1 pseudogene is annotated in these 368 nt (G+C 67.1%); it reads left to right on the top strand.

The window, feature by feature from the left end:
- Window positions 1-368 (top strand): annotated as a pseudogene (locus tag KUG43_RS11335) (photosystem II D2 protein (photosystem q(a) protein)); the annotation flags it as partial.

The following is a 368-nucleotide window of genomic DNA, read 5'->3' on the forward strand; positions in this document are numbered from 1 at the left end:
TTCCCCACGGCCTATCTGGCCCTGGGCGGCTGGCTCACCGGCACCACCTTCGCCACCTCCTGGTACACCCACGGCATTGCCAGCAGCTACCTCGAGGGTTGCAACTTCCTCACCGCTGCCGTCAGCACCCCCGCTGATGCCATGGGCCACAGCCTGCTGCTGCTCTGGGGCCCGGAAGCCCAGGGTGACTTCGTCCGCTGGATCCAGCTCGGCGGCCTCTGGCCCTTCGTGGCCCTGCACGGCGCCTTCGCCCTGATCGGCTTCATGCTGCGCCAGTTCGAGATCGCCCGTCTGGTCGGCATCCGCCCCTACAACGCCATCGCCTTCTCCGGCCCGATCGCGGTGTTCGTCAGTGTCTTCCTGATGTA

Origin of the sequence: Synechococcus sp. CCY 0621 (assembly GCF_019038465.1) — a bacterium.
Taxonomy (GTDB): domain Bacteria; phylum Cyanobacteriota; class Cyanobacteriia; order PCC-6307; family Cyanobiaceae; genus Cyanobium.